This is a genomic window from Arthrobacter sp. MYb221 (assembly GCF_002979835.1).
Taxonomy (GTDB): domain Bacteria; phylum Actinomycetota; class Actinomycetes; order Actinomycetales; family Micrococcaceae; genus Glutamicibacter.
This window is the reverse complement of record NZ_PCPW01000017.1, coordinates 34,158-52,744: the sequence shown is the minus strand read 5'-3', so window position 1 is coordinate 52,744 and position 18,587 is coordinate 34,158. Positions and strand designations below refer to the sequence as shown.

The window sequence follows — 18,587 nt, the reverse complement described above, 5'->3', positions numbered from 1 at the left end:
GGACTCATTCATCGGTGCGGCAGAAGATGAATATATGAACACAACGACGATCCCGCTGCCAGTTCCCGGCACCCTGCTGCCCTCGCGCATCGGCTGGACGCTGCTGACGGCGATCGCCCCGGCCGTATGGGGCACGACCTACATCGTCACGACGCACTTGCTGCCCGAGGGGCATCCCTTCTTCGCGGCGCTGATGCGCTCGCTGCCCGCCGGGTTGCTCACCCTGCTGATCGCCCGGCGGCTGCCGCGCGGGTCCTGGTGGTGGAAGTCCCTGGTTCTCGGCACGCTGAACATGGGCGCGTTCTTTCCACTCTTGTTCCTCGCCGCCCAGCGCCTGCCCGGCGGCATCGCCGCCACCTTGGGTGCGTCGCAGCCGATCGTGGTGGCGCTGCTCGCCGTGGCAATCCTGCACGAAAAGCTCTCCGCATGGCGGGTCATCTGGGGCCTCGGCGGCATGGCCGGGGTCGGCCTCGTGGTGCTCGGTCCCGACGCGGGGCTTGATCCCCTCGGCATCCTCGCGGGCCTAGCCGGGGCCGCCTCGATGGGCACCGGCGTCGTGCTCACGAAGAAATGGGGCAGGCCCGAGGGCGTCTCGGCGATCGGACTCGCCGGCTGGCAGCTCACCGCCGCCGGACTGCTGCTGCTCATCCCGGCCATGCTCTTCGACGGAATCCCGCCGGGCATCGATGGCCCGGCGGTCGCCGGATACCTGTGGCTGAGCCTGATCGGCACGCTGTTGACCTACGGACTATGGTTCTCCGGCATCCGCCGGCTGCCGGTGACCGCGACCGCACTGCTCGGGCTGCTTTCCCCGCTGGTAGCCGCAACCCTCGGCGCGGCCATCGCCGCCGAGGTCCTCACACCAGGCCAACTTTTCGGCTTCGCCGTCGCGCTCATCGCCATGGTCGCCGGTCAACTGGGCCCAACGAAGAAGAAAGCACGGTTCCCCGCATGAACATTGCAGTTCTCGGCGCCACCGGCATGGCCGGCAAAGCCATCGCCGCAGAAGCCCTCGACCGCGGACACCACGTCATCGCGCTCTCCCGAGGGCACCACGCCGCAGCACCTCGCCACGACCGACTGAGTACACTGGCCGTTGATGCAGCCGACACCGCAGCGTTGCACCCGGTGCTCGCCAAGGCCGACGCGGCGGTGCTCGCCATCCGGCTCGGCCCGGGCGAAGAGTCCCGATTGGCGCCGCTCACCCGAGGCGTTTTGGACGCCGCCGAGCAGCACGGCACTCGGGTGCTGATCGTCGGCGGCGCGGCACCGCTGCGCTCCCCGACGGATCCCGGCCGGCTCTTGATCGAAGACCCCGACTACGTGCCCGCTGCGTGGAAGCACGTCGCGCAGGCCAGCCTCGACCAGTTCAAAACCTGCCAGAGGCACCCCTACAGCGGATGGATCTATCTGAGCCCGCCGGCGCTTCTCGAGCCCGGCGAGCGCACGGGCGGTTATCGGCGCGGGCGGGGCACACTGCTCACCGGTGCGCATGGCATCTCGCGGATCACCGCGGCCGACCTAGCCATTTCCGTGCTCGACGAACTTGAGGGCGCCGGCGGCGGCCAGCATTTCACCGTCGCGCAAGCCGCCTCCTGCTGATCCACTCTCCCGGGCAGCCCGGCGGTAATTCCGAAATGCGGCGCATCGGTACCATGTATAGTTTCAGGCATGTCGAGTCCCGAGTCAGACAAGTCGGGGACTGCCGGTCACCCCGCCAGTCCCCCGAACCGCTAAGCACCAGCGCCGCACCCTGCGCGCACGCGTGCCTGACTTATCCGGGCCCCTGGCCGTGGTGACAAAAAGGAACCCCTTTTTTGACCTCTCACCTCGGAGTCCTCGATGCCTTTTGCTCTCTACCTGCTTGCCCTGGCCGTTTTTGTCATGGGCACCTCAGAATTCATGCTCGCGGGCCTGCTGCCCGCTATCGCCACCGAACTTGACGTGCCCCTCGGCACTGCCGGGCTGCTGACCTCCGCCTTTGCGCTCGGCATGGTCATCGGCGCGCCGGTGATGGCCGCTTTCGCCCGGCGTTGGCCGCCGCGGCTCACGCTGCTGCTCTGCCTTCTCCTCTTTGCCGCAAGCCACGTCATCGGAGCGATAACGGCCCTGTTCTCGATTCTGCTCATCACCCGCGTGCTCGGCGCCCTCGCCAACGCCGGATTTCTCGCCGTCGCACTGAGCGCGGCCGGCACGCTCGTGCCGGAGAACCAGAAGGGGCGCGCGCTGTCGATCCTGCTCGCTGGAACCACGCTCGCAACCATCGCGGGCGTGCCCGCGGGGGCGCTGCTGGGCACGGCGATGGGCTGGCGCACCACATTCTGGGCGATCGCCGTCCTCTGCATTCCCGCAGCCATTGGCATCCTGCGCGGTCTCGGGCCAACTGCCGGGCAGCCCGCGGACGCTTCGGGTGCTCCGAGGCTGCGCGTGGAACTCGGCGAGCTAGCCACGCCGCGCCTGATTCTCGCCCTGGGACTCGGCGCCCTGGTCAACGGCGGCACCTTCGCCGCGTTCACCTTCCTGGCACCGGTAGTCACCGAACACGCGCAGCTGGCCGAAGGGTGGATACCCGTAGCCCTGGTGATCTTCGGCGGCGGGTCGTTCCTCGGCGTCACGCTCGCGGGGCGGCTCGCGGATCGGCATTCGGGGGCCGTGCTCGCCTTCGGCGGACCGCTGCTGCTTGCAGGCTGGGTTGCCTTGGCCTTGAGCGCATCCCATCCGGGCGCCCTGATAATCCTGCTGTTCGTGCAGGGAGCGCTGTCGTTCGGCGTGGGCAGCACCCTGATCACACAAGTGCTGTACGCGGCTTCGGGGGCGCCGACGATGGGTGGCTCGTACGCCACCGCGGCGCTGAACATCGGAGCCGCTGCCGGGCCCGCGCTGGGTGCATTCGGCCTGGCCACCGGGCTGGGCCTGCTCTCCCCCATCTGGGTGGCCTCCGCGCTGACGGCGATCGCGCTGCTGATCATGCCCTTGGCGGGGCGCACCCAGGCGAAGACTCCTGCGGACGCCAATTGCTGACGCTCTGCAGTTCGGTGCCTGCCGCAAATGCCCCGGGGCGCACAGCTCTGCAGCTCTTATTCAGCGGCCAATTCGAGGAGCCAGAGCAGCAATCATGCTGATGCGGTGACCGCAAGGAAATCTGCGTCGAGTCGCAAGCCTGGCCTTCCGGGGAAGGGACGAGCTGGATATTATCCAGATAAGGACTACGGATCGTGCGAATCGCGAATCCCGCTATTGTTCCGTGGCGAAAACATCGACGGTCAGCCATTCGATAACAGATGAGCATTGCACGCCAGGTCTGAAATCCATAGAATGAACATCAGTTCATTCTATGGAGGTGTTCGTGCGTGTAGCAGAACAGAATCGGGCCTTGCGCGAGACTACGCGCCAGGCGATCGAGCGCGCCGCCGTCCGCATTTTTGCACGGCATGGATTTGCTGCGTCGAGCATCCGGCACATCGCGGAAGAAGCTGGGCTCAGCATCGGATCCATCTACCGGCATTATGCGAGCAAGGAAGTCCTCTTCGACGACCTGCTCAAGCAAGCCGCGGCCGGCCTAGAAGCGGTCTCCGATACTCTTTCGGGCGACGGCGATCCGCTCGCCTTAGTGCGCGGTTTCACACATGACTTCCTCTCCGACCTTGCGGGAGATCAAGAGGCAGCCGAGTTCTATCTCGTGATCAACCAAGGATTCCTGAGCGACACCCCGGCAGGAACGGCGGCACGGCTCGCGGCCGAACAGGGCTCTCTCTGGGAAGCCTTCGCCGAGCTCATCCGTCGGGGACAAACCTCCGGACAGTTCGCAGATGGCGATCCGGAGCAACTAACCGCCTATTATTTCGCAATGCTGTCGGGTATTGCGAACATGCGCCTGGTCATCCAGGACGCGTTGACCGACTCAGGCGCAGACGTTGTGCTTCGCCTACTAACTGGCGAGGGAAACCCATGATCGAGATCAAACGTGGCGACGAGCTTGGCGAGAACTCCCGCCGGGACATCACCGCGGTGCTAATCCACGGATTTGCCGACGACTTCAAGTACTTCTCGAAAGACCCGCAGGTTCTGGCGGACGCTTTCGAACACATGATCATCCTAGAGCGCTTCTATATTGCACTGGTCGATGGAGAACCTGCGGCGGTTGCGACCCTGACGGAAGGAGATCAGGAGTGCTTCAAGCCCAGCGGACGTGAATTTCGGCGTGCGTTGGGAAACTGGCACGGAGCAATCAGCTACTTTATCGTTCGGAGCCAGTTCCTCGGGGCCTACGCGGACGCACGGCCCGCTCTGGCCGAGATCGGCTTCGTGACCACCGTGCCACAACGTCAAGGCCAGGGCGTCGCAACCGCTCTGATGAAGCATTTGCTGCGGTTGCCTTACCAGGAATTCGTGCTCCGAGACATCAAGAATACGAACACCGCCGCGTTGGCGCTATACCGCAAGCTCGGATTCCGTGAATCGCACTCGCGCCCGGTGAAGTTTGCCAAGCGTGCCGGATTCTCGAACTATCTGTCGATGAGAATCCGGAGCTCAGAATAACGAGGAGAACAATGGACTTGACGGAACCACAGCTTTGCGACTTTTCAAGGTGCTACTCCATTGCCACTGTGCTCCGTAGTAATTGAATGGCCCGTTGGATCCTGCGTTGAACCCCCTGAGCTCGTCCCGGATTGAGCGTGCTCGCGATTTTTGGGGATACCGCTATTCCCGCACCGTGTAGCTGCTTGCGAAAAGTCAGCCGATCCCAGCAGAAACATTCAATAGCCACGGGCAGGGCAACGCGCCCGAGGCTGGCGCCCGCACCGGAATCAGACGCAGCTCAATGGCTTAACTAGATTGATCAATTTCATCAAGGTGCCCGCCGGTGCTTGTTCCCTCGCTAGCCGTTGCGCTCGGCCAGGCACGTGCCGAGCCGGAGCAATTCATCGAGGGAACCGGCGTTGCGTTCCATGCTCTGCTCATCCATGACGCCCATGTCCACCTCGTAGATGCCACGGTCCTGCAGGTTCAGCAGGATCGCGGTCCCGCCGCCGTCGTCGCCGATCATGAAGTAGCCGGGCAGGTAGGCCTGCACCTCGTAGTCGACGTTGCGTTGCACTACGCCCTCGGCCCCGAGGATGCTCAGGTTCCCTTCGGTGTACAGACCGTTGGAGATCCGAAGCAAATCCACATATTCCTCGGGCAGCGGACCGCCATACTCGCCCCGCTCGGTCTCCAGAACAGCGGGCGAGGCGGGCGGATGCAGGGTGAACTTCTCGCTCAGTGCCTCTCTTGAAAGCATGGTTCAACCATCCCACACGATGAATGCGTCGCGGTCGAGATAGTGCTGGAACGCCAGGAGCAGCTCCGCGGTTGTCGCGCCCGGTCGCTGCGCTAGGGCGTTGGCGACGATGCTTTGCACGTCATCGATCGCGAGGACATACTCGTAGTCGAGCGCGATCGCTTCGGCCGGCAGATCCATGGCGGCATCGGAGACGTCATCCACATCCCAGACCAGCACCGGCGCGGACTCCTCGAAGGACCGCCGGCCTGCGGAAGCATACAGGGCGTGCGTCCACGGCAGATCGCCCGCGGTCCGCAACACATCCCCCAGCAGCATTCTCATGGTTCTCAGCTTCCCTCGTTCAGACAGGCCAGTGGCGTGCGGCAGGATGCATGCACAGTTCCCAGGCAGGCGTTGGACGCAGAAAGGCAGAATTCCAGTTCATGGTTTCCACTTGGTGGCCACATGAGGACTTCACTCGCGGCTCGTCCTATTCCACAACTGATGGGTCAGTCCGCTGGAGGTGCCAATGGATTCGACGCTGAAGCGGTCTTCCAAGCCGGCCAGGTGATCCCAGATCCGGACACCGGAACCGAGCACGATCGGAACGATCACCACATGCAGGAAGTCGATGAGATCAGCCTGCAAGAACTGGCTCACGGTCGATGGTCCACCGCCAATCCGGACATCCAACCCGCCGGCCGCTTCCTGCGCCAGGCCAAGCGCTTGCTTCGGCGACGCATCGACGAAGTGGAAGCTGGTGCCGTTGGCGAATTCGAGTTTCTGGCGTGGATAGTGGGTCAGGATGTACACCGGGGTGAGGAAGGGCGGTTCGTCTCCCCACCACCCTTCCCAGCCGTCATCGGGCCATTCGCCCGTCTGCGGACCGAATTTACGGCGGCCCATGATCTCCGCCCCGATCCCCTGGCCCCACATGCTGAACATGGCCCGATCCACGGTCACCGGGTCATCGATGCCATGGATGCCGTGGATGACGCGTCCGTCGAATTTGCCGAAAAGCGCGCGGGCGTCACCGATCGGCTTCTCGAGCGTCACGTACTCACCTGCGGCATAGCCATCCGAGGAAACTAGCAAGTTATGTACCCGCGTCCGGACCATGGCAACTCCCTAAGCTCTTGAGATCTGGAATCACTTGAACCCTAGCGCAGAGCATTTTCGATCCGCAATCGGTTTGGCGGCCGAATATCTGGAGAGCGAGCTCCTTGACGGGCATGATGTTCTCAGCTCCACTGCTGCGATCCGGGAAAACGCCTCTCAGAATGCGGGTTTCTTGGCATTATTAGATCTTGATGCGGGCCCCTATCTCGTCGCCACACCTAACAATCACCGGTAAGTCCAACCAATCCCCCGCCACAGACACCCGGCTAGCAACCTTTGTTGACAGGCGATTGCTTGGCAACGTAGGTTGACAGCATGGAGTCAACACAGATCACCACGGTCGCGGCAGACACCAGCGACCCACGCTCCGGGCTTCGCGCTATCGCTTCCCTGCGTGCACTCACCGAGCGGCTCGAACTCGCGCAAGTTGAGGCGGCCCTGCGCTTGGGCATGAGCTGGCAGAACATTGCCGACGCACTCGGGGTCTCCCGCCAGGCAGCGCACAAGAAGTACGCGAAGAAGGTCGATCAGACTATCCCCGTAGCAAGGAGGGCCCATTGAGCAAGTTCAGCGACGCGGCAACTACATCGCACACGCTCTCGCTCGCCGCCATGGAGGAAGCCTCCCGCATCGGACAGCGCACCGCCGACATCGAGCATCTGCTTCTTGCACTCGTCCTCAGCGAGCAGAGCGCCGGACAGGTCCTGCGAAGCATGGGGATCACTCTTGAATCGGCAAGAGCTGCCGTCAACGAGCAGCATTCGGCACAACTCGCCTCGCTCGGCGTCAACAGCGGACTCCCGCCACAAGGGCGGATCGTCTTCCATGAAACCGGTGGCTACGAATGGAGCGACCGCGCGTTAGCCGTGATCAAACGCGCGAGCGGCGGCGGGCGTCGGGGAACTGCCGCTGACGTACTGGGTGAACTCATGACGGAGCCGAGCGGCATGATCGACCAAATACTACGGCGGCTAAATACGGCACCCGATCAGGTGATCGCGCTAATCGATGAAGCCCAGCACTTCACTGCCTTCAAGCCACGACACAGCATTCGGCCGGACCAACGTTCGGGAAGCATCGAGGCATTTATTCCCGCTGCCGTTGAACAGGTCTGGGATTTGCTCTACAGCCCGTCGCGGATACCTCAGTGGGAACCGACTATCAATGAAATCGCCGGCAACGATCCACTGGGACGCATCCATATTGGCGAACGCTGGAGCGCACGCACTCGCACGCAGCGGCCCGATGGCAAGCAGCTTCGAATTAAGCCTGAATTCCAGACCCAGGATGTCGAGCTTGTCGCATGCAGAGACGCAACATTGATCGAGTGGCAGTTCACCTTTCCAGAATCGGCGCGGGCCAACATCAAGCGAATACGTATTGAGTTGGAGCCTGCAGCTGGCGGCACCCAGCTTCATATCCACCTGCGCTGGGAACGCAATGCCAACCGCGTCGTTCACCCATGGATCGAACTGCTCCTTCGCCCGCTCGTTCGTTTCGGGATCTGGATGCACCTGTCGCAACTGAGCGGTGGCATCGGCCGAGTTTTCCGCTAAGCGCTCCACTGCTCACAGCTCTGTGGTGCCTCTTCGCTGCCAGTCCAAGCGACAAACCAACTATCGGGCCCGTCCAGATTCCAGAGGCGAGGGAGACTAAATTCAAACGGGCCAGCGCCATGCCTGGATCGAATCGCCACCCCAGTCCCTCGACGAAAGGTTGGGCTTCGCGGCCTTGACGGGGCCCTCGTGCTCAGCGGCTCGGTGATGTTCAGCCGGCCAGGTGCCAGCACCGCTATGTACTTTTCCCGCTCAACCAGCAAGGCTGGGATCATGGAAAACTCTGCGATTCGAGAAATTTGTGCGCTGGCCGAGATCCACGGATTGACGCTGGATCCTTCGAGTATCACCATCAACGAACTAGGCTTGGATTTCCAGGTCGCCATCGGCACCACAAATTCCGGCGATTCCTGGGTACTGCGGATTCCACGTCGCCCCGATGTCACCGAACGCGCGGCGGTAGAAGGCCGGCTGCTCCACTGCCTAGCGCCGCACCTGGACGTAGCGATTCCCGATTGGAAAATCCATAGCGAGCAGTTGATCGCCTATCCGCTATTGCCCGGCGAACCGGGGCTCACCCTCGACGAGGCAGGGCAGCCACACTGGCATTTCGACCTGGAATCCCGGCACTACGCGCACTCCTTGGCGGATGTGATTGCGCAATTGCATGCGGTGGATCCACGGGTAGTTGCCGACAGCGGGATCGAGGTGTTCACTCCCGACTCCGTGCGCCAACGCAAGCGAGAGGACATCGCCACAGTCGTGAACGAATTTGAGGTAGCCCCAGATTTGCAGGACCGCTGGAACGCCTGGTTGGCCGATGACCGGTACTGGCCGCAGCACACCACCGTGACGCACGGAGAAATTTATCCCGCGCACCAACTGATGACCGGCGAGCGCATCGACAGCATACTGGACTGGACCACCGCGGCCATCGGCGACCCGGCCCGGGATTTCGTCTTCCACCAGGCAAGCGTTTCTCCGCAGGCGTTCGATGCCACCGTGGCCCGGTACGTAGCTCAAGGCGGGGTGGTTTCTCCGCTTTTGGCGGAGCACTGCGCCGAACTTTTCAGTACCGCCGCCGTTGATTACGGCCTCTTCGCGCTGCAGACCGGGGCCGACGAACATCTCAAGGCCGCAGCGGCCCAGCTCAATTCCTAGGCCGACTGCCCAGAGACTTTGCCGCCGCGCTGAGTACCGGACTTCGTCCATGGCTGTCCGGCCGACAAGTGCAATCTAGTCCGCTCGGATTCTTGTCTCTTGAGCGTTGCTCGCCTCGGCAAGTACGGTGAGCTCACCGCTGATTGGTTTCCACAGTGCCGCCCGGATAGCGGTGAGCTGCTCCAAATTCCGTGGAGTCAGCTCATCCAATGCACGAATGTAGTCCGGGACGATTTCTCGTGGCAACCGCAGGCCCATCGTCAGATGCGGAGTCCATCTCGACCCTCGACCATCCGGGTTCAGCGCGCTAATCTCGCGTGCAGCAGATTCCAGTTCTTCGGAGGTTTCAAGCAACCAGGCGACGGTTTGCTTTCGCTTCGTTCCGAAAACAACGGTGCCCACACGCTCCAGCCGTGCCGGGATCAGCGCAGGAAGCAACCGCGCAGAACATTGCGCAACCTCATCGGCCATTGCAGGTGAAAAGGTGATGGTGATATGCGGCGTCTGCTGTTGCACCGGAAACCCACACTCGGAAAGACGCGCGAACACCTCGCGGATCTGTTGCTCCTCGGCATCCGCCAATCGCAACAAGATGTTTTCTGGCGAGCTTCTCATCAGCGCTTCCTTATCCTGCACCTTATCCCTTGACGGCGACAGTTTACCGGTTGGGCTTCCCCACCATATCGCTCATGGAGCGGGTCGATGAAAAGGCAGAGGTATTCCCAATAACTCTCGTTGGCCGGGGTAAACAACAGAGTGCTTACTCCCTTGGCTTTGCCACAGCTTAGAGGCCTAGTGCTTGAGGCAGTTCAAGGGCTTCCCGGCGGTCCATATAATTGCGCGAATCCCGGATTGCAGTGCGGTACAGATCAGACCCGAGAATAGTCGGTTCAGCTTCGACGCCTGATTGTTGCCTTCGGGAATAGCGGCTTCACCATAATCAGACAAGGGGTATCTTCGCCCCACAGGTTGGTCTCCTCCAGAGCAAGAAAACCGCACTTTTCATAAAAGTGGCGCGTGCGTCGATATCCTTCATCCGGATGAGATGCTCCGAGCGTCTTCACTTCCAGCAGCTTGACCCCGTTGCCGATCGCCTCGGCTTCAAGCGCCTCAACCATCGCACTACCCACGCCGGATCCATGGAATTCACGATCAACAACTATCAGATGGATTTCCGCGACATGCGGAAAATGTCGGTCAACCAGCGTGAGTCCAATGACTTTCCCCGCGTTGTCCCGAACCGTCCAGGTTTCTTTGGTGCGCGCGGCCTCGATGTACTCCGCGTTGGATTCAGGCTGCCCAAACCACTCGGGAACGGTTGACAACAGTCGTGCGGTGTCTTCCGGGAGCTGGGCATCTCGTCCCGCCGTCCAAGGTGCACTATTCATCTTCACAACCGCATCGGCCTTTCGCAAAGCTCGCTAACCGTCCTATTTGAGCGTAGCCCAGCCATCGACCGGCAAAACAACAGTTACCGCCACTTTCGTAATTCAAATATCTAGATACACATTATACTTAGATACATGAACGACGATGAGGTGAAACCGGAATGGCCGTCAACGTGGACTCGTGCCGCGCTGGGAACGGCCGTTCTCGCCAGTCTTGAGAACGGGCCGCTGCACGGGTACGGAATCGCGCAGGCAGTTAACGAACTTGGCTTCGGACGTCCAAAGGGCGGCTCCCTCTACCCGTTGCTAACCGGCTTGGAAAACGATGGCGCCGTGATCGCGCAATGGGAGCAAGGACAGAACGGCCCCGGAAAACGCAACTATGCACTGACTCCGCACGGGCAGACAAGGCTCCAAGAGGAACGCCGAGCCTGGCATGCTCTAGCCGAATCGCTAAGCGCGCCAAAACCAGCTACTGACAACGACTCGGACCGCGAAGGAAAGCAGCCATGACTCAGCATTCCCCTCAGCCACTCACCGAGCTTGATCTCACCGGGCTCATCGAAGAATTTCGTGCGGCCCGGGGAGCGGAAAGCGACGTTAAGTGGCTGCGAACCGTTGCAGGGCGGCTCATGCTCGACGGCGTCAAGATTGCTACCGCCAAAGAGACACTCATCAAGCTTTTGCCGGTACTCAGAGATGCGCAGGAACCGGCGGAAGACCTGTTTGGCGATCCAAAGGTCTGGGCCAAGGAACAGCAGGAGCGCTGGCAGCAGTCCGGAACCCCCGCCTACGACCGGCACGAATTGCTCTCGACGGGGCAGTTCACGCAAGCCATCTGCTTCAGCGCGACATTGATTACCGTGGCAGTAACCATTGTTGCGCTGATCGACGACGGGTGGACAGCACGCTTGAGCTGGATGATGTTCGCCCTTCCCTTCTTCTTGGCAGCAGCAACCATAGGCCTAGTGCAAGTTTGGAATCTGGCGGTGCGCAAATTTACGCGCCCGATGGCGATGGTCTGGACCGCGGTGTCCTTAATCGTTGGCACTCTTGCCCTCAGCTCTCTCGCCATGCTCTTGCAAGGTTCGGCTGGGACAGGAAGCGTTCTTTGGTATCTGGCACCGGTGCCGCTGTACGTGCTCATTCACTACGCAATCGGCGTCGTCCTGAAGCGCAAGCTAAAGGCCGCCGCGCACATCGCACCGGACGCCGCTGCAGTTTCTCAAGACGAATGGGTGGGCGAGCTCCAGGCGAATCTCCGGCTTCGTGGTGATCTCAGTGACCGGCGGATTCGCGTGATCGTGAACGAAACCCGCGCCTACGCCGCGGAGGCCGAGGCATCTCTGCAGGAGGAATTCGGCACTCCGGCCAGCTATGCGGCCAGCTTCACACCGAATGAGCCCTATCGCGCACGCCGTGCGGCGTGGGCCTGGACAGCTGGCAGCGCACTGATCGCGGCGCTCATCGTGGTTTCGATCCTCAACGCGCAATCATTCGTGACCTGGCGGACAACGATTTTCGCAGCATTGCTGGTCGGCACCCTCTGCTACGCAGTGCAGAGCTGGCGGGCATCTTTCAAGAATCGGTAACGTCGAGCAATAACGCGGAGTTCGCATCCGCCATCGAAGCCCAGCTTTCGCCAAGCCTTGCAGTTGCATGATTCCGCCACGGGCAACAGTGGAGCGGCTGCTGTGTTTGCCGATGGCAAATGGATAGGCTGGGTGGATGGCAACAGTTCTTCTCGTGCGGCACGGCCGCACCACAGCCAACGCCACGGGCCTGCTGGCCGGCCGGGCGTCCGGCGTCAATCTGGATCAGACCGGGATGGATCAGGCGGCACTGGCCGGAGAGCGGCTCGCGCCGGTGCCCTTAGCCGGGGTGGTCACAAGCCCGCTGGAACGCTGCCAGCAAACCGCACGGTACATTCTGGACCGCCAGGCCGGCACCCCCTACGCGCCCACCGATCTTGATCTCACCGAATGCGACTACGGCCAGTGGCAGGGCCGCACGCTCAGCGAGCTGGCTGCCGAAGACCTCTGGCCGGTGGTGCAGTCGCAACCCTCAGCAGTCACCTTTCCCGGTGGTGAATCCATGGCACTGATGCAGGCGCGATCGGTCGCGGCGATTCGACGCCACGATGCGGCCTTTGAAGCCGAGCACGGCCCAGAGGCCGTGTGGGCTGCGGTGAGCCACGGGGATATCATCAAGTCAGTTCTCGCCGACGCGCTCGGCATGCACCTTGACCTGTTCCAGCGCATCAACGTGGGCCCAGCCTCCATCTCGATCGTGCGCTACGGCGCTGGCCGGCCAAGCGTCTACGCGATGAACACCGATGCGGGTGATCTGTCGTGGCTGGCCAAAGGCCTCCACTCGGCAGATGCCCCGGTGGGCGGCGGCGCAGGGCAACAGACACCACGTACTTCAGGAGCCTAGAATATTTATATGCCTACACGTATTCACGAATTTTCCTGGCCCGATCGGGTCGTCGTTGGCGTCACCGGCCTTCCAGGGTCGCGTACGTTCTACCTGCAGGTGCGCGCGGGCAAGCAGCTTGTGAGCATCGTGCTGGAAAAGCAGCAGTCGGCTCAGCTCGCGGAGAATATCGATGACATTCTCGACCAGCTCCTCACCGTCGACGGCAACCCGTTCAGCATTCCCACCGGAACTCCCCCTGAACTTGTCGACAATGACCCGATTGAGGAGGACCAGGAGCAGTTCCGCGCCGGCGCAATGAGCCTGGGCTGGGACCCCTCCACGTCCCAGATCGTGATCGAGGCCCATCCCCTCGTCGAGGAAGATCCCGATGCGCAGCTCGGCGAGGAGTCGCTTCACCCCGACGAGGCTGAGGAGACCGAAATGCTGCGCGTCCGGATGCCGGTGGGCACCGCCCGCGCATTCGCCAAGCGCACCCGCGAGATCGTAGATGCCGGGCGTCCGATGTGCCTGCTGTGCGGCTATCCCGTGGACGCTGACGGACACACCTGCACCCTTCCCGAGGTCTAATGCAATCTCCTGAACTCATGGAAGCCGAGTTGGCGCTCACCGGCCGCATCACCACCGCGTCAAACGCCACCTTTCTAGGCAGCATCGGCGAGACGGTGGTCGTCTACAAGCCGATCGCCGGCGAAAGCCCGCTGTGGGATTTCCCCCAGGGAACGCTGGCCCACCGGGAGGTGGCCGCCTACCAGGTCTCGCAGGCCCTCGGCTGGGACGTGGTGCCCCGCACATGGCTGCGCGATGGCCCGCTCGGCGTTGGCATGGTGCAGCTTTGGCAGGAGCCGGACCCCGCCCAAGATGCCGTGAACCTTATCGCGTCGGAGCATGTACCGGCAGCTGGTTGGAAACAAGTTCTCCAGGGACAAGATGAGAGCGGACGAGCGGTCTCCCTCGTTCACGAAGACTCGCCGTCTCTGCGACGCATGGCGGTGTTCGACGTCATCGTCAACAACGCCGACCGCAAGGGCGACCACATCCTCGCCCTGGCCGACGGTCACCGGCACGGCGTGGACCACGGGCTCACCTTTCACCATGAGCACAAGCTGCGCACGGTGCTGTGGGGATGGCGGGGAGAGGCGCTAACCGCCGAGGAAGAAGCGGGCATAAACCGTGTCAGCGAAGGGCTGCACGGTGAACTGGGCCAAAGCCTGGCGGAGTTGCTCAGCGCCGAAGAACTCGCATCTCTCGCCGCGCGCTGCGCCAAGTTGAGCTCGGCAGGGCGGTTTCCGGCACCGAGCGGTGAGATGCCAGCAGTTCCATGGCCGCTGTTCTAAGAAAATGCAATGACAGCGGCCGTCACTCTCTTCTTCGACCATGGACCAAACGGCTCGATAATTGTCCTCAAGGCCGGTAGCTTGCATCCCTAGTCGGCCTTGCTGAAATTATCTATCCGCCACTCGCATTAAAGCGTTGAATTTGAGCGCACATTCGCACATGGAAATTGCCGCATAGGAGGGCTTGGTGATCTCCCAAAAACACACGAATCCGAACGAATTCTAACCTTGACGTAATGACAAAGTTTGCTGTCTGGCCCAAGACTATTTCAGTCATCGAAAGCGCCACGGCCATGCAACAACTCCTGGAGACCAAACCCGAAGACCAGATGAAAGTAGGCCGCGAATTGTGTTCTCGTATGGCCGGGATATATCGCTTCATTCCCGGAGAAGTGGAACGGACGCCTGTACATCGCCAGCGCCTCCGCTTCAATTGTGAACAGTGGCGCTGAAGATGACTCTCCCGGACATTAACGTGCCCGATCTTACGTCACCGCTGATCTCGGAAGCCCACGCGAATTAGCACGTTGTCGACGAGCTCCGGGGGCTCTCTGCATTCGGTGGGATGAGCGGATAGATCACCAGGATCGTCTGGCCCACGGCTCAGGTTCTGGAATGGTTTGTGGCGATCGTTATGCACGAACTACACCTCAACGAGCAATACTCTCCAGATGGCGTCGTATGGGATCCAATGATGGCAACGGTCGGAGAACAGGTGATATGGGAGGCTTGGCAGATGTGTTGCCGTTGAAGTTTATGGCGAGCACGGCTATACACATTTTGTGAGTGCACGGATCCAAGACGACGACGAATTCTTCACGAAGGTCGCATCAGGCTTACACATCACCGGCGTGCATAAATTCAATCCGTGAATTCATGGTCACGAGTGCAAAATTCCTCAGGGCTAAAACGGGAACGATCAGATATCAGAAACTGATCGAGCTCGCTCTCCGGCAAGTGCTCGGCGCAACAACTCCATCATCTCCTCATGATGTTCACGCACATCTGCGTCGTTCCAGCTCCCAGTCTCCGCTCGCCGTGCCATCAGTTCGAGCTTCAGGCTCTGTCGGCGGGCATCGAGGTTGTTCGCCTTCTGCACAGGGAGGTAGTTGCTGAACTTCGAGTTGGTGCTTACAGTGACCAGAGCCAAGTTCCCGAGCCAGTCGAGAAGGTGCCGGTCCTCCAAGCGGTACGCGAAGGAGGAGTGCTCGATGTCCTCGGTGCTCGGAGAAAAGTGCTCCACGGAGGTGCGGTAACTGAAGGTGAAGTCCCATTGGGCCATCTCTTCCACCAGCAGGTAGTCCAGGTATGTGAACACGATACGCGGGATGGAAAAACCGAGCGCCATCCCATCCGGGCTGGTCGCATCCTTGTCCGGATCCGGGGTCATCGCCTGGCGCAGACGCTCATGTGCATAGAACTCGAGACGGCGGAGGAATCCCTGAGCTGTGATTGGCTCATCCTGATCCGCAAGATCGGTGACGTAACGCAGTGCGTCGGTCATCCAGTGCATTGTTCGAGGGGAGGTGTAAGTGATCCTTAGCGCCGACTGCAGCAGCAGTATCCGTCGGTGCAAACTACGCGGGCCGGCACCAGATTCGTCTGCGGCGAAGGTCGAGGGGTATCGGGGCGTGTCTTGCCCATTGCTGCCGCGTCGGGACGTTCCTCGCGCGAGTCGGTACAACGACCAGCTGCCAGGTTCCTCGTCCGTGGTGGATTCGTGCCCGGTGGTCAGAGTCGCGTCACGCTTGAGAATGAAATGATCGAACAGGAACCGGATCCGCAGCAGGTCAGTGGTGAAATTGCGCACCCAGTCGATCCGTGCCGACGACTGCAGTGAATCGAGGCGAGCTGAGAAGCGCTGAACTAGCAGTTTGTCATCGAGCTGTCGATCGTCTTGCCGCGCAGAGCCGCTTCCTGCACCCTTCACTGCGAGAACTTGCAAGAGCAGAGTCGGGAAGGTGATCTGCGATGTGAATCGCTCACCACCGTCGGCATTTTGTAGCTCTGTCGCGACCGTGGTCTGGGAGTAGGCAGCCACCGCATCGTCGAGCGTCAGCGCGGTCGATACTGGTGTGCTTGAAGTGTCGTTCTCGGCAGGCGAGGCTGTTTCGGAGGTGGCGTCGGTGAGCTGGTCACGTAAACACGAGAAATCTCTTGTTGGTATCCGATCCCAGTCTGGTCCGAAGACTTCTGCACGTTGGGCGGTATTTCCGGCGGTGGCGCTCATCGCCACATAGTGTTCCATATCGGAGCATGCTGTCCAGACGCGGTTCAGCAAGGTGCGATCGCGGGGGTCAGGCAGGTAGCGGAGAAGCCGTGCCTTGACGATGTCCACAGGACTGAGCTGCGTACCGCGTGTGTTCATGACCTCGAAGTACCGGTTCAGATCGGTGCTCGGCTCGATCGGCATGCGGACGACGAGGACCCTGGTGAGCAGATAGTTGATCACCAAGGGTTCCTGTAAACGGCCACCGTAAGCCCCGCTGGCCAGTAGTTGTTCGATGATCACCGAAGCACGGAGGATACCGGAATCTTCTCGACCAATTTCGTCTTCCGACTGCTCATCGCGCATATCGAATATGCCGCGCAAAGCGCGGGTGGCCTTCTCCCTCGCCTCATAGGTGAGCGGCTGAAGCGTACCGATAAGATCTTTCAGTTCTGGCCGGGAAGAGAGCTTGACCAGCAGGATGTACAACGTGGTCAGGCGCTGCTGTCCGTCGATCACATCAAGCGGTTCGTCGGCCCGTTGCGCAGTGGCGACCACAAGATTGCCAAGGAAGTAATCCTTAGCTTCCTCCTGCTCGGCCTCGTCGAGGACATCGTGGATCAGGCGGTGTATCTGTTCCTCGCCCCAGGTGTAATTACGCTGGTAGAGGGGGATCGAATAGCTGGGAGCATCCGGGCCGAACAGTTGTCCGACAGGGATGGCTTGGACCTCATGCTGGGCGGTGGGCTGTGTCATTTCAGCGGGACTCCTTGAGCAGAGTGAGGAGGCGTGCGTCATCTGAGTTGCCGCTCCGGGCCGTGTTCGGTGCGATCAAGTTCTCCAGCTCGATCTCCCGCGGATCGAGACTATCGCGGATGGCGGAGAACAGGTTCACCTCGTTCAGGCTTTCCATGTTGTTACTGATCCCTCGCGCATAGTTGTCCGCGGATCTCCAACCCAGACGCTCGTACACCAGCCTGAGAGCGTAGGCCCAGCGGAAGAGGTGGCGTCGTACTTGCGGCATATCATCCTCTGAGTATTTGTTCGTGTAGTACAGCGCCACGGCGACGTATAGCTCCCGGCAGTACCTGAATCGCGCCCCATCGTGGAAGACCGTAAGTTCCGCACTCGTGAGGCCGGCCGTATTGACGTCGGAGAAAAGCATCTCGTCCAGCCGCTCATATTCCTCGAGCATAAACGTGGCGTAGTGGAAGAAGGACTTGCCTGCAGCAACTGGCGCATCGAGCTGGTGCTGGGCGCGCTTGAGATCTCTGCGAGTCACCGCGTCAGCATCTGGGTAGGACCATTCCTGCAGCCCGGGAAGCACTGTCTTGGCAGCGCGATGGTATTCGGCCCCCGGCAAACGGCGGGTGGACCTACCGACTCCCTTGAAGAGATCGAGGTCATCGGCGGTAAAAGCATGGGCTGGCATGTTGCGGCTCCACCAGTGTATGCGGGCCAGGTAGGTGCCGAAGAGCCGGTCCAGAGCGTTCTCGTCGGCCTTCTCCCATTGCTCAACCACGGCGCGTTGCTCGCTCGTGCTGGCATCTGCCATCTCTCGCAGGTGGAAGGCCTTTAGCAAGTCGTGCGGTCGCAGTGATTTGCCTCGGAAGTTCTGTGAGTCGAAGAACTGGAACGCCTCATCCTCGTCGTCGGTGACGATCTTCAGCACTCTGGCCTTGGAGTCTAGAAAATCCCGGTACTTGTCGAGGCGCCCCGGAGATCGTTCGAGGTCAGAGACCCGTCGCGAGAGTTCCTGATGGACGTGATGGATCGGGGTGTCGCCTGACTGGAGCTGGGGGATTCTCTGGCCGCGAAGAAGCGCCCTCAGCAGATGGAGGGTCAGGATTCGTTGTTGGCCATCGACCACCTCGAAATGCGACTCGTGCGGGCGCTTCAGGAGAATGACGGTGCCCAAGATGTACGAATGCTCAGGCCTGCCGTCGAGCGCCTCACCAACATCCGTGAATAGCTGTGCCGCGATGCGTGGGGTCCAGGAGTAAGGTCGCTGAAAATCGGGGATGCGCAGATCAGGTGCGTGAATGCCTAGCAGCTCCTCGATGGAGACGAACTGCAGCATCTCTCTGTTAATCGCCATAATTTCGACTGTAGACGATT

21 protein-coding genes are annotated in these 18,587 nt (G+C 61.2%); 14 read left to right on the top strand and 7 right to left on the bottom strand.

Features of this window, described 5'->3' with window-relative positions; translation table 11 throughout:
* The first annotated feature begins 34 nt into the window (after positions 1–34).
* The 5 genes from CQ015_RS16680 to CQ015_RS16660 all read left to right on the top strand — a co-directional run bounded on the left by CQ015_RS16680 (position 35) and on the right by CQ015_RS16660 (position 4,539).
* The gene (locus CQ015_RS16680; protein ID WP_105650696.1) at positions 35–955 is read left to right on the top strand and encodes an EamA family transporter; all 921 of its coding nucleotides are present in this window, start codon (positions 35–37) and stop codon (positions 953–955) included.
* Positions 952–1,602 (top strand): NAD(P)-dependent oxidoreductase, encoded by a 651-nt coding sequence (locus CQ015_RS16675; protein WP_105650680.1) that lies wholly within the window; start codon positions 952–954, stop codon positions 1,600–1,602. The genes CQ015_RS16680 and CQ015_RS16675 overlap by 4 nt, the downstream gene beginning before the upstream one ends.
* A 240-nt stretch (positions 1,603–1,842) precedes the next feature.
* Positions 1,843–3,021 carry a Cmx/CmrA family chloramphenicol efflux MFS transporter gene (locus tag CQ015_RS16670; protein WP_105553046.1) on the top strand — a complete coding sequence of 393 codons (1,179 nt, stop codon included), beginning with the start codon at positions 1,843–1,845 and terminating at the stop codon, positions 3,019–3,021.
* 325 nt (positions 3,022–3,346) lie between these two features.
* Positions 3,347–3,952 (top strand): TetR/AcrR family transcriptional regulator, encoded by a 606-nt coding sequence (locus tag CQ015_RS16665; RefSeq protein WP_255248534.1) that lies wholly within the window; start codon positions 3,347–3,349, stop codon positions 3,950–3,952.
* Entirely contained in the window at positions 3,949–4,539 is a 591-nt protein-coding gene (locus CQ015_RS16660) for a GNAT family N-acetyltransferase (RefSeq protein WP_096288878.1), read from the top strand. Before CQ015_RS16665 ends, CQ015_RS16660 begins: the two co-directional genes overlap by 4 nt.
* 340 nt (positions 4,540–4,879) lie before the next feature.
* Here CQ015_RS16660 and CQ015_RS16655 read toward each other — a convergent pair whose 3' ends face one another.
* The 3 genes from CQ015_RS16655 to CQ015_RS16645 all read right to left on the bottom strand — a co-directional run bounded on the left by CQ015_RS16655 (position 4,880) and on the right by CQ015_RS16645 (position 6,382).
* Positions 4,880–5,281: an SMI1/KNR4 family protein gene (locus CQ015_RS16655; RefSeq protein ID WP_096288880.1), complete on the bottom strand. Its 402-nt coding sequence runs from the start codon at positions 5,279–5,281 to the stop codon at positions 4,880–4,882.
* Between the two features lie 3 nt (positions 5,282–5,284).
* Positions 5,285–5,605 (bottom strand): hypothetical protein, encoded by a 321-nt coding sequence (locus CQ015_RS16650; RefSeq protein ID WP_146112440.1) that lies wholly within the window; start codon positions 5,603–5,605, stop codon positions 5,285–5,287.
* Between the two features lie 132 nt (positions 5,606–5,737).
* Positions 5,738–6,382 carry a dihydrofolate reductase family protein gene (locus CQ015_RS16645; protein ID WP_105553049.1) on the bottom strand — a complete coding sequence of 215 codons (645 nt, stop codon included), beginning with the start codon at positions 6,380–6,382 and terminating at the stop codon, positions 5,738–5,740.
* A 315-nt stretch (positions 6,383–6,697) separates the two neighbouring features.
* On the opposite strand from CQ015_RS16645, the gene CQ015_RS16640 reads away from it, so the two are divergent.
* The 3 genes from CQ015_RS16640 (at position 6,698) to CQ015_RS16630 (ending at position 9,099) form a co-directional block, all read left to right on the top strand.
* Positions 6,698–6,943: a hypothetical protein gene (locus tag CQ015_RS16640; protein WP_096288886.1), complete on the top strand. Its 246-nt coding sequence runs from the start codon at positions 6,698–6,700 to the stop codon at positions 6,941–6,943.
* Positions 6,940–7,938: an SRPBCC domain-containing protein gene (locus CQ015_RS16635; RefSeq protein WP_105650679.1), complete on the top strand. Its 999-nt coding sequence runs from the start codon at positions 6,940–6,942 to the stop codon at positions 7,936–7,938. The genes CQ015_RS16640 and CQ015_RS16635 overlap by 4 nt, the downstream gene beginning before the upstream one ends.
* Positions 7,939–8,211: 273 nt before the next feature.
* Entirely contained in the window at positions 8,212–9,099 is an 888-nt protein-coding gene (locus CQ015_RS16630) for a macrolide 2'-phosphotransferase (protein WP_096288943.1), read from the top strand.
* A 75-nt stretch (positions 9,100–9,174) separates the two neighbouring features.
* On the opposite strand, the gene CQ015_RS16625 is transcribed toward CQ015_RS16630, so the two are convergent.
* Both CQ015_RS16625 and CQ015_RS16620 read right to left on the bottom strand, forming a co-directional pair.
* Positions 9,175–9,714, bottom strand: coding sequence for a 2'-5' RNA ligase family protein (locus tag CQ015_RS16625; protein ID WP_105650678.1), 540 nt, complete (start codon positions 9,712–9,714; stop codon positions 9,175–9,177).
* A 275-nt stretch (positions 9,715–9,989) separates the two neighbouring features.
* Positions 9,990–10,514 (bottom strand): GNAT family N-acetyltransferase, encoded by a 525-nt coding sequence (locus CQ015_RS16620; protein WP_258138751.1) that lies wholly within the window; start codon positions 10,512–10,514, stop codon positions 9,990–9,992.
* Between the two features lie 108 nt (positions 10,515–10,622).
* On the opposite strand from CQ015_RS16620, the gene CQ015_RS16615 reads away from it, so the two are divergent.
* From CQ015_RS16615 to CQ015_RS16590, 6 genes are all read left to right on the top strand, one after another.
* Positions 10,623–11,000, top strand: coding sequence for a PadR family transcriptional regulator (locus tag CQ015_RS16615; RefSeq protein ID WP_105553051.1), 378 nt, complete (start codon positions 10,623–10,625; stop codon positions 10,998–11,000).
* Positions 10,997–12,079, top strand: a complete 1,083-nt coding sequence (locus tag CQ015_RS16610) for a hypothetical protein (RefSeq protein ID WP_105650677.1) — start codon at positions 10,997–10,999, stop codon at positions 12,077–12,079. The genes CQ015_RS16615 and CQ015_RS16610 overlap by 4 nt, the downstream gene beginning before the upstream one ends.
* A gap of 136 nt (positions 12,080–12,215) precedes the next feature.
* A complete protein-coding gene (locus tag CQ015_RS16605; protein WP_105650676.1) occupies positions 12,216–12,923 on the top strand; it encodes a histidine phosphatase family protein in 708 nt (235 codons plus the stop codon).
* A gap of 9 nt (positions 12,924–12,932) precedes the next feature.
* Positions 12,933–13,493 (top strand): DUF3090 domain-containing protein, encoded by a 561-nt coding sequence (locus tag CQ015_RS16600; RefSeq protein WP_105553054.1) that lies wholly within the window; start codon positions 12,933–12,935, stop codon positions 13,491–13,493.
* Entirely contained in the window at positions 13,493–14,260 is a 768-nt protein-coding gene (locus tag CQ015_RS16595) for an SCO1664 family protein (protein WP_105650675.1), read from the top strand. Before CQ015_RS16600 ends, CQ015_RS16595 begins: the two co-directional genes overlap by 1 nt.
* Positions 14,261–14,496: 236 nt before the next feature.
* Positions 14,497–14,712 (top strand): hypothetical protein, encoded by a 216-nt coding sequence (locus CQ015_RS16590; RefSeq protein ID WP_105650674.1) that lies wholly within the window; start codon positions 14,497–14,499, stop codon positions 14,710–14,712.
* A gap of 467 nt (positions 14,713–15,179) precedes the next feature.
* On the opposite strand, the gene CQ015_RS16585 is transcribed toward CQ015_RS16590, so the two are convergent.
* Together CQ015_RS16585 and CQ015_RS16580 are read right to left on the bottom strand one after the other, a co-directional pair.
* Positions 15,180–17,225 (bottom strand): DUF262 domain-containing protein, encoded by a 2,046-nt coding sequence (locus CQ015_RS16585; RefSeq protein ID WP_181150452.1) that lies wholly within the window; start codon positions 17,223–17,225, stop codon positions 15,180–15,182.
* A gap of 1 nt (position 17,226) precedes the next feature.
* Positions 17,227–18,567, bottom strand: a complete 1,341-nt coding sequence (locus tag CQ015_RS16580) for a DUF262 domain-containing protein (protein ID WP_105650672.1) — start codon at positions 18,565–18,567, stop codon at positions 17,227–17,229.
* Between the last annotated feature and the right edge of the window lie 20 nt (positions 18,568–18,587).